Source organism: Enterococcus sp. GPZ-007, assembly GCF_059374735.1.
In genome coordinates this window covers 1-10,955 of sequence record NZ_JCAFYN010000075.1, presented here as the reverse complement: position 1 = coordinate 10,955, position 10,955 = coordinate 1, and the positions used below count along the sequence as shown (strand labels likewise).

The 10,955-nt window shown below is 38.6% G+C and carries 10 protein-coding genes; all 10 read left to right on the top strand.

Annotated features, from left to right (window positions below; genetic code table 11):
- A partial coding sequence (locus tag AC4J95_RS20495) for an extracellular solute-binding protein (RefSeq protein WP_494551449.1) occupies positions 1-895 on the top strand: 895 nt, incomplete at its 5' end.
- A 23-nt stretch (positions 896-918) separates the two neighbouring features.
- Complete coding sequence (locus AC4J95_RS20490; RefSeq protein WP_494551448.1) at positions 919-1,806, top strand: carbohydrate ABC transporter permease; 888 nt, start codon at positions 919-921, stop codon at positions 1,804-1,806.
- Between the two features lie 13 nt (positions 1,807-1,819).
- On the top strand, positions 1,820-2,650 hold the full coding sequence (locus AC4J95_RS20485) for a carbohydrate ABC transporter permease (protein WP_494551447.1): 831 nt from the start codon (positions 1,820-1,822) through the stop codon (positions 2,648-2,650).
- Positions 2,651-2,704: 54 nt separating this feature from the next.
- Positions 2,705-4,069 (top strand): NosD domain-containing protein, encoded by a 1,365-nt coding sequence (locus tag AC4J95_RS20480; RefSeq protein ID WP_494551446.1) that lies wholly within the window; start codon positions 2,705-2,707, stop codon positions 4,067-4,069.
- Positions 4,070-4,132: 63 nt separating this feature from the next.
- Entirely contained in the window at positions 4,133-5,245 is a 1,113-nt protein-coding gene (locus tag AC4J95_RS20475; protein ID WP_494551445.1) for an ABC transporter ATP-binding protein, read from the top strand.
- A 43-nt stretch (positions 5,246-5,288) separates the two neighbouring features.
- Positions 5,289-6,788 (top strand): glycoside hydrolase family 32 protein, encoded by a 1,500-nt coding sequence (locus tag AC4J95_RS20470; protein ID WP_494551444.1) that lies wholly within the window; start codon positions 5,289-5,291, stop codon positions 6,786-6,788.
- A gap of 54 nt (positions 6,789-6,842) precedes the next feature.
- Positions 6,843-7,814: a carbohydrate kinase family protein gene (locus AC4J95_RS20465; RefSeq protein ID WP_494551443.1), complete on the top strand. Its 972-nt coding sequence runs from the start codon at positions 6,843-6,845 to the stop codon at positions 7,812-7,814.
- Between the two features lie 100 nt (positions 7,815-7,914).
- Positions 7,915-8,316, top strand: coding sequence for a hypothetical protein (locus AC4J95_RS20460; RefSeq protein ID WP_494551442.1), 402 nt, complete (start codon positions 7,915-7,917; stop codon positions 8,314-8,316).
- Positions 8,317-8,649: 333 nt separating this feature from the next.
- Positions 8,650-10,119: a ribosomal protection-like ABC-F family protein gene (gene abc-f, locus AC4J95_RS20455; RefSeq protein ID WP_494551441.1), complete on the top strand. Its 1,470-nt coding sequence runs from the start codon at positions 8,650-8,652 to the stop codon at positions 10,117-10,119.
- Positions 10,120-10,472: 353 nt separating this feature from the next.
- A partial coding sequence (locus tag AC4J95_RS20450) for a hypothetical protein (RefSeq protein WP_494551440.1) occupies positions 10,473-10,955 on the top strand: 483 nt, incomplete at its 3' end.

Here is a 10,955-nt window from a genome sequence, read left to right as displayed (position 1 = left end):
AACGTTGAATGATAAGCTGCTAGGACTTCCGATGTGGATCAATAGTAAGGTACTCATTTATAGAAAAGATCTCTTTGAAGATGAGAAAAATAAAACAGAATTCAACAAGAAATATGGTCACGATTTAAAAGTCCCTACTACTTGGGAAGAATACAAAGAATGTGCGGAATTCTTTACGAAAGATGATATGTATGGAACCGCCGTTTTCGGGATGGCATCTGGGGATACGGTTTGTAGTTTCCTTGATCAAGCATCTCAGGCTGGAGCAAAACCGTTAGTTTTAGGTAAGGATAATGAAGTACTGGTTGATGAAAAGCCTTATGTTGATGCATTGCAATATCTATGTGATCTCTATGAAAAGGGCTACGCGCCTGAAGAAACACTATCTGTCGCATCTACTGAGGCTCAGGAAATGTTTAATAATGGAAAACTAGCGATGCAATTAAACTGGAGTCATCAATATCCAGCTGCTTATGAACTGAATAAGGATAAAGTTGGTGTAGCACCAATGATTGGCGGTTCTGCTGGTGTAGCCGCTACAACAGGGCCATGGTATCAATGTGTGATGAAAAATTCTGAGAATCAAGAGGCAGCCATCGAATATCTGAAATTTATGTATGACAATAACGAGAAATACATGACTGAAGGTTCGTTGAAGATTGCAGGGAGAACGTCTGTATATGAAAAGTATGAAACACAAGCAGGCGATGAGCATCTTGGGGCTGTATTAGAAACGTTAGATAATGAATACTCTCAAAATAGACCTGCTACTCCTTATTGGACAGAAATTGAAGAAGTGCTAGCGAAAGCTGTTCAGTCGGCGTTATCTGGAAAAGCGACTCCTAAGGATGCTCTTAAAGATGCGAAAACCGAAATTGAGACCATCATAGAGTAAGACAAGAACAAGGAGGAAAAAACATGCAGTTGATATCCAGAAAAACCGTGCTTGCCTTCTTTTTACCAGGCGCATTATTTATGGGGATTTTTATGATTTACCCGATTTTCAAAATGGCTTTTGACAGTCTATATAGCTTTGATCCAAATGGTATGAAGGAGTTTGTTGGTTTTGACAATTATATGAAAGCTTTTGGAAATGAAAGCTTTTTACAGCCGTTAAAAAATACGCTTGTCTACATCTTTATTGCTGTTGTTGTCGAACTAATAGTAGGAACGATCCTAGCGTTGATTTTTGAAGAAAACTTTAAAGGAAACAAGGTCATCCGTTCACTCATTTTGACCCCACTAATGATTGCACCGCTAGTGGCTGGTTTGATTTGGAAATTAATGCTGAGCGCGCAGTTTGGCATTATCAATCAACTATTAGTAAATGTTGGTCTTCTTGAAAATTCGAACCAGATCCTTTGGCTTGCGGATGAGAAATGGTCGTTATTGGCTTGTTGTTTTGCGGATATTTGGTTAACGACCCCGTTCATGATGCTGATGATTCTTGCCGGTCTTCAAGGACTTGATGGAAGCATGATTGAAGCAGCTACAATTGATGGGGCAAATTGGTGGCAAAAAATTATTAAAATCAAACTACCAAATATTAAACCAGTATTATTAACCGCATTATCCATCCGAATTATTGATGCGGCAAGAACGTTTGATATTGTTTGGGCGATGACGCAGGGTGGGCCGAACAATTCATCAGAACTTATCAGTGTTGTCATCTATAAAACGCTGACCAGATACAACAAAGTCGGGTATGCAAGTGCGATGGCATTAATACTTGTGGTAGTACTCGTTGTGTTCACTCTTGTGTTTATGCAAGGATTATGGAACCCGAAGAAAAAACAATCGGTGTAGGAGGGGATAGCAAGTGGAGAAAAAAAGAAGTGTTCAAAGTAAATTACTGATAATTTTGGCGATTGTCTGTGCTGTAGTCTGGCTGTTTCCCTATCTGTACTTGATTAGTTCATCCTTCAAGCCAGGTGCTGAGGTTGTTTCAATTCCTGCTAAATTTTTTCCAACGGTTCTATCTGTGGAAAATTTCACGGGTTTGTTCGAACGGATGCCAGCTTTTCACTACATTTTAAATAGTTTTTTAGTTGCTGTTTGCAGTACTTTGATTGCAGTAATTTTAGGGGCGTTATCTTCTTATGCGATTCAACGTTCAGGAGCTAAGATTGCCACCTTTTTGATTATTGTCGTGTTGTGTTTAAAAATGATTCCGACATCGAGTATTGCTGTACCGATCTATGAGTTGATTACAAATCTTGGTTTGTATGACACGAGAGTTGCCTTAATTATCGTTTATGCAGCGATAAATATGCCTTTTGTTATGTGGGTCATGCTCGGTTTCTATGAAGGGATTCCAACGAGTATTGATGAAGCGGCTTGTATGGATGGAGCCTCCAGTCTCCAGACATTTATTCGAATCATCTTACCGATCTGTACCCCAGGTTTGGCTACAGCCTTTGTATTTACGCTATTTCTATCTTGGAATGAATTCTTATTGTCGTTGTTATTGACTAGTACAGAGGCAAAAACATTTACGGTGGGATTATCCGAATTTTTATCCGCTTATAGTATGGACTTGGGTCCGATGTGTGCGGGAGCTCTACTTTTTAGTTTGCCAGTAATGGTTTTGTCAATCGTAGCACAGCGATTCATTGTTCAAGGGATTACCGCAGGTTCAGTTAAGAGCTAATAAGAAGGAACAAAAGAGCGATTCTAATTAAAGAATCGCTCATCAGGAGGAGTAATGGTGAGTAAAAATTATTATGATGTAACCAAATGGGCAATGGGAGATCCATTTAACGATATTGGTGAAGTCATTAACAGTATTCTTTTAGACATTAAAAAAAGACAAAAAGAGATTGATGAAAATGATGGAGGGAAACCAGGAGCAGTCATCTATATTCCACCAGGTGATTATCACTTGAAAACACAAATCGTTATTGATGTTAGCTTCTTAAAGATCATGGGTTCTGGGCATGGCTTTACTTCTTCTAGTATCCGCTATAATGTGCCAGAGGATGAATGGAGTGATCTGCATGAGCTTTGGCCTGGCGGCAGTCGCATTCTTGTTGATCTGTCGGGGGCATCGAAAGAAGAGGCTGCTGGGGCTGCATTCTATATTCAGCGTAGCGGTGATCCCCGAATTAGTTCTGTTGAATTTTCAAATTTTTGTATCGACGGCTTACATTTTGTCGATGATGGTTCGGATGAAACGAATCCAGAAAACACTTATACAAATGGGAAAACGGGAATACACGTTGCCAGTGCGAATGATTCGTTTCGAATTACAGGTATGGGATTTGTCTATTTGGAGCATGGAATTATTTCCTATCACTCGGATGCCCTTACGATTCATGATAATTTTATCGCGGAATGTGGGAGCTGTATAGAATTACGCGGTTGGGGACAGGCGTCGAAGGTAACAGATAATTTGATTGGTGCAGGTTTCAAGGGCTATTCCATTTATGCAGAGAATTTTGGTGGCCTGCTAGTGACTGCAAATAATGTTTTTCCTAGAGGAGCGAGCAGTATTCATCTTGAAGGAGTTACACGCTCACTTATTAGCAATAACAGGCTTCATGCCTTTTACCCAGGAATGGTTATTTTAGATAAAAATAGCTCCGAAAATTCTATTTCATCCAACCATCTTTTGCATGATCATGAGCCTTGGGCACCATTGCAAGGGCGGAATAACGGTTTAGATGATACCTTTGGGCTTTTATCAATTAATGGTAACAGCAACACAGTAATTGGAAACCATTTTTCTGAAATTATTGACAAGGATCAAATTTCACCCAAAGGAGCGATCCCTGTAATTATCCATATTGTAGCTGGCAATGGAAATTATATTTCAACTAATCATGTGGTCGCTACAAAAGCAGAATTAACATCCAGTGATTCCTGTTTTGCATCACAAGTAGAAGCCCTATTGACCAATGATGCAACTGAGGCACTTGAGGTCAAGACAGTATTAATTGAAAAACAGTCCTTTGGAAATACGGTGCTCGACTCTGGTTCTGAAGCGCAAGTTGAACTGGATAAAGAGGACAATGCCTTTAGAGCAACTCCGATTCCAGTTAGGAATTCTATCTTGAACGAATTTAGATAAGTACTATTAAACTAGCTTTAAGGTTTAGCCGTGCTTAATAGTAAAAAAGTGAGGGTAAAAACGATGGGAACACTTTCCATGCAACATATTTATAAAAAATATTCAAATGCGGAGAATTATACCGTAATTGATTTCAATTTAGAAATTGATGAAAAGGAATTTATCGTCTTTGTAGGACCTTCTGGTTGTGGGAAATCTACAACTCTTCGAATGGTAGCAGGCCTTGAGGATATCACTGAAGGAGAATTGAAAATTGGTGATAGAGTCATCAATAATGTAGCACCAAAGGATCGGGATATCGCAATGGTCTTTCAAAATTATGCGCTCTATCCACATATGACCGTCTTTGACAATATGGCCTTTGGTTTAAAGCTCAGAAAATATCCAACAGATGAGATTAAAAAGAAGGTAGAAGAAGCGGCGGAAATTTTAGGCTTAACGGAGTATCTAAAGAGAAAACCCGCGGCTTTATCTGGCGGACAACGTCAACGTGTCGCTTTAGGTCGTGCGATCGTCCGTGATGCTCAAGTCTTTTTGATGGATGAACCTTTGTCTAATTTGGACGCCAAACTACGTGTATCCATGCGTGCTGAAATCGCAAAGCTGCATCAACGCTTAGGAACGACGACCATTTATGTCACTCATGATCAGACAGAAGCGATGACAATGGCGGATCGGATCGTTATTATGAAGGATGGTTTGATCCAACAGATTGGTAGTCCTAAAGAAGTGTATGATTTACCTGAAAATGTCTTTGTTGCAAGTTTCATTGGTTCACCTGCAATGAATTTTTTCAATGTGACCTTAAAAAATGGCTACATTACTAGTGGACGAAATTTCAAGTTAAAAGTGCCAGAAGGTGAGAATAAAGTGCTCGTGGCTAAGGGCTATGAAGGAAAAGACTTGATTTTCGGTATTCGGCCAGAAGATATTCGAAGTGAACAGATCGTCTTGGATTCAGTTATTGAGTCAGCAATAGATGCAACGATTGTCGTGTCAGAGCTTTTAGGATCAGAAACGTTGTTATATAGCAAAATTGATGAAACAGAATTTGTCTCCAAAGTTAATGCTAGAGACTTCCATCGTCCAGGTGAGGTTGTTCGCTTAGCGTTAGAAATCTCAAAGGGACATTTCTTTGATCCAAAGACAGAATTGAGAATTAAGTGTACGAAGTAGTTTTATCGCTGAAAAGTGATCGTTAAAGTTAGGAGGGATTCTCTTGTCCATTGAATTAATGAAAAAAAATATTGTTCGTGCTCAAGCTGAAATAGATAAGAAAAGGTCAGAAGTGGGGAAGGGAGCAATGCGCCAAAAGTACCATTTTATGGCTGAAGAAGGCTGGCTAAATGATCCGAATGGGCTCATTTATTTTAAAGGTAAATACCATTTCTTCTATCAATACAATCCTTATGACTCCTATTGGGGATCCATGCACTGGGGACATGCAATCAGTGATGATATGCTGCACTGGGAATACTTACCTCTTGCGTTGGCACCAAGCGAAACCTATGACAATCATCCTAAAGGTGGCTGTTTCTCTGGAAGTGCGATCGAATATGAGGGGCGGCTCTACCTTTTATATACGGCTTCCACAAACTACGGAGACGGGTTTGTTCAAAATCAGTGTATGGCCTACAGCGATGATGGTATCCATTTTGTCAAAAGTGAAAAGAATCCGGTTATTGCTGCTCCGCCAACTGGTTATGATGTGGGCGAGTTTCGCGATCCAAAAGTTTGGAAGCATGAAGATTATTTCTATTTGGTATGTAGTGGGAAAAAGGATGAGCTTGGACAAGCACTATTGTATCGTTCAAAAAATTTAGAGGATTGGGACTTCTTTAATGTTCTTGCAGAAAGTCGAGGAGAATTTGGCTATATGTGGGAATGCCCCGATTTTTTCCCATTGAAAAATGCCAACGGAGAAAAGTATGTTCTAACGTTTTCTCCAATGGGAGTGAAGGAACGAACGAGTATTTATTTAGTCGGAGATATGAATTATGAAACTGGTAAATTCAATTATACAACTGTAGGAAATATTGATTGGGGATTTGATTATTATGCGCCGCAATCATTTGTGGATCAATCCGGCAGACGCATACTTGTTGCTTGGGCGAATGGTTGGGATTGGATGCCATGGTGGAAGGATTGGGGACCAACCTTCAAAGAAGGCTGGTGTGGTTCTTTTAACCTTCCGCGAGAAGCAATCCTTGATTCGGATAATACAGTGAAGTTTGTGCCTATAGAAGAGCTGCGATCTATTCGAAAATCAGCCGAAGCGATTCATGAAAAGTCCATTATTGAAAAAGGCGAATTCTTGATTCCGACAGCTAAAGGCAATTGTTTTGAACTGAAAATGACGATTGATCTTGCTAACAGTACCGCTGATTCCTTTGAGCTGCGCTTGAGGAGCGACGATCATCTAGCTACGGTTGCGACATTCAATTTAAGAAAGCAGATTCTAACAATTTCTCGCGACAACTCAGATGATTGGAGCCGAGGAACTACAAAAAGTAATTTGCTACTAAAGGATAAAGCAACACTAAAGATTCATTTGTTTGTAGATCAATCCTCTATAGAGATTTTCACAGATGACTATAAAACGAATCACAGTCTAAATGTTTTTGCTAAAGAGGATCAAAATAAGAACTATGTTTCTGTTGCTGAGGGCACACTTGTGATCAATCAGCTTGATACGTGGGAATTAACGAAAACAATGTAGCCAAATGCTCGAAGAAAATACATATCTTCGAGCATTTGAATATGGAGGATGAAAATGAAAACGATTGATGTAACCGCTCTGGGCGAGATTTTAATTGATTTTACTCAAAATGGTCTGAGTGAACAAGGCAATCCATTATTGGAAATGAATCCTGGTGGGGCACCATGTAACGTATTAGCGATGCTAAGAAAATTCGATCGCAATGTAGCGTTCATAGGAAAAGTCGGTGATGATAATTTTGGCTGGTTTTTGAAAGAAAAAGCCGAAAAATTGGGTATCGATATGAGTAATTTGTCCTTTGATAAGTATGTTCATACCACCTTAGCCTTTGTGCATAATGGGGAAGACGGGGACAGAGATTTTACTTTTTGCCGCAATCCAGGAGCAGATATGCAATTAATTGAACAGGAAGTAAACGAAGAGGTAATCAAACGATCAAAGATTTTTCATTTTGGAACACTTTCCATGACCCATGAAGGAGTACGCAATGCCACGAAAAAGGCGCTGGCTATCGCCAAAAGCAATGATTGCCTGATTTCCTTTGATCCAAATATCCGTGAACCATTGTGGGAGAATTTAGAAGAGGCTAGAAAGCAAGTAGAAGTTGGGCTTAGCTATTGTGATATTCTTAAAATATCAGACAACGAGATTCAATGGCTTACAGGAGAAGAGGATTACTCAAAAGGGGTAAGAAAAATCAGAGATAAATATCCGATTAAATTGATCCTTGTTTCGATGGGAGATAGAGGAAGTCGCGCTTATTACGAGGAAGATATGATTGAAGTTCGTGCTTTTAAGAATGAACAGACCATCGAAACTACTGGTGCAGGGGATACTTTTTGTGGGTGCATACTAAATTCTATTCTTGACCATGGTCTGAAAGAATTAACGAAAGAACAATTAGCTGAGATGTTGACGTTCGCTAATGCAGCAGCCTCATTGGTAACCACAAAGAAAGGCGCACTTTGCTCGATGCCGGAGCTTTTCGAAGTGGATGAGTTTATTTCATTACAAGATCAGTCATAGTTTTTCAATGTCTTTTTTGAATTGCTGAAGTAATATATGAAAATATAAATATATATTATTCTTATGAAGTCTAATCATCTAATCGGTGATTGGACTATTTTTGTGTTTAACTGAAGAACAAAAAGAAGATATTCAACAAATTCTTGAAAAAAATGAGCCTCACTACGGCTGGGATGACGAAGAAATAGAAGAAGCATTGAGGTATTTTGGCTATGAAATCGCTCGCATAGAAGATTTAGTAAGAGATACGCGGAAAGATAATAAGATTGTGGTCGATTACGACATTTACTCAAGCTATGCAGAAGATGAAGAAGGAAACAAAATCAACGATCTGTCTGAGATAGATTATCACGATGTAGGCACGATAACCAAAGCGGAAATCGAAAACGAGCTGGTTCAAAAACTTCTGAACCATAAGGAATGGGATACGATCGAAATGAAGATCATAGAAAACGGTCAGTTTGATCATTATCTGCTGGAGTTTGAAGAGCGGGATGAGTGAAGGAAGATATAATCCATCTCTGGACAGTTAAACATCTAAGTAAATCATTAGATCGTTGATACAGAGAAAAAGTTTGAATTACTCTTTACTTTCTACTCAGAGTACGATAGCATTATAGTACTAAATAAACTAGAGAAGAGATTGTGAATTATGACTGCATCCATGAAATTGCGTTTTGACCTTTTGAATAGCTAATTAAATAAATTCAAAAGTCTTGGAAAGAGCGATTTCAAGGGGTTAGTGTGTACTTTTCCTGAATATAGAAATCTAAGGATAGTCCTAGACTATCCTTTTTGTGTGCTCTTTTACCTGAGAGGAAAGAGAAGGAAAATAATGGAAAACTTAGCAGTCAAATTAACGAATGTCCGAAAAAATTATGGTACAAAAGAAGTAGTAAATATCCAAGAATTGACCGCTTATGAAAATAATCGTATTGGTATCGTTGGTGATAATGGGACGGGAAAATCTACTCTGTTGAAGCTAATACAAGGCGAAATAGTACCAGAAACTGGTTCTATTCAACGGGAAGTTTCTTTCAGTTATTTTTCACAAATACCAGAAGTAACTAAGGTCAGCGATTCAGAGAGGATTGATTGGGAGCTGGTTAGTCGTTTTAAAGTTCCTAAAAATGAGCTCAACACATTAAGCGGCGGTGAAGAGACTAAGTATCGCTTAGCTGAAACACTGTCTACTTATCAAATGGGTTTGTTGCTAGATGAGCCGACTACTCATTTAGATCGTAATGGCGTTGACTATTTAATTGAAGAACTAAGATATTATTATGGCACACTTATTTTTGTTAGTCATGAACGCTATTTTCTAAATCAGCTGGCTACTAAAATTTGGGAGGTTAAAGATGGTCAGGTTACTGAGTATATTGGTAACTACGACGCTTATAAGCAGCAAAAAGAAATCGAAGAATTGGAGCAGCAACGAGCAACGGATAACTATGCGAAAGAAAAAAAGAAGTTGGAAGCCGCGATTTCTCAAAAAAAGGAGCAGGCGGCTAAAGCTGAAAAAGTATCCGCTAAGAAAAAAAAGCAGAATGTCCGTCCTGACCGTCTATCCTCTTCGAAACAAAAGGATACTGTCCAAAAAAGTCTTCAAAAATCAGCTAAATCAATGGCGTCTCGTTTAGCCCAGTTAGATGAACCTAGCCAATACAAGAGCAAAAAGCAAATTCTATTTCCGAAGGTTAAATCAGTCGAAATTCATAACAAATTTCCTATACGCGGAGAGCAGGTATCCTTAAAAAATGAGGAGGGGGTGTTACTGGAGAAGTGCGATTTCCAATTTTCATTGGAAAAGAAAATTGCTATTGTTGGAGATAACGGGACTGGAAAAACAACGCTATTAAATCATATCGTGTCAAATGGTGAAGGAATTATTCTTTCTCCCAAGGTTACCTTTTCAGTGTATCGCCAGATGGATTATAAATTTAGTGGATCAGAGAGTATTTTGCACTACTTAATAGAGCGTACGGAGTATTCAGAAGCAGTTGTTCGAAGTATTTTGAATAATCTAGGATTCTCTCAAACAGATATTGGAAAACCGTTGACTTCTCTAAGTGGAGGTGAATCAACACGAATTTCACTAGCCGCGGCCTTTACTAAACCGTCCAATGTCTTGATTTTAGATGAGCCAACTAATTTTATCGATTTGACAACTATTGAAGCATTGGAAGAATTAATAAAGGCATACGATGGAACGGTTCTATTTACTTCCCACGATCCTTATTTTGTTGAGAAATTGGCCGATGAAGTATATCTATTAAATAATAAACAATTAATATTGAAGAATTAGGAGTTCTTCGCTTTCGCTTTTGACGAAGAGGAATTTACTGTGTAAGTTGACTTCGCGAATATAAGAACTACGGATGAAGTTAACTGAAAAAATGAATACCCATAAGAGTGGAGATTAACTGCAAATACTGGTTGCTAATCTCCACTTTGCATAATTATTCCAGGCTTTCTTTAAAATTTCGCTCTCTTGACGCAGACGAATTATTTCTTTTTCCATATATAAATTGTTTGTTCAGCAATACCATATTCACGGGAATTTTCAGCGACTGGTTTCCCAGTTGAGACGAGTTGAAGGATCATGTTAGTTATCAAGAAAAAATTAGTTATAATGGATATAGGATAGTAGGTGATGAGATGAGAAAATACACAATAGCCAAAGTAATTAGCATTGATAATAGAGTACCCATGGGCGCATCTAAGGCTTATTATGGTCATAGTGTGATTTTTCAAGATATTTCCAGTGGCACCCTTTTACAGTGGGATACGAAAACGAAATTGAAATACGAAAAAGACGAGATTATCAATTTTACCTATGATGAATTAGATCAAGTAACACCTATGGACTTGTTCAATGAGGATGAAAAAAGAGTGGCTATCTCAAATCCAAGAAAAGTCCAGTCCTTGGATTTGCTTCTAGGCAGAAATCCTGTTCAAACACGGACCGACTATTTCTTTGTTACGAGTGTTCGAACTATAGGAGAAAAGTCTTATGTGGTGCTGGTTGACAGCTATTTAGATCAAGCATTATTTGAAACAGAAGAACCAGAAAGCTTTAAAAAAGGGAACGTCGTCAAGCTTAGGTATAAACAAACAACAAGTGCCACTGAGGCAGATGTG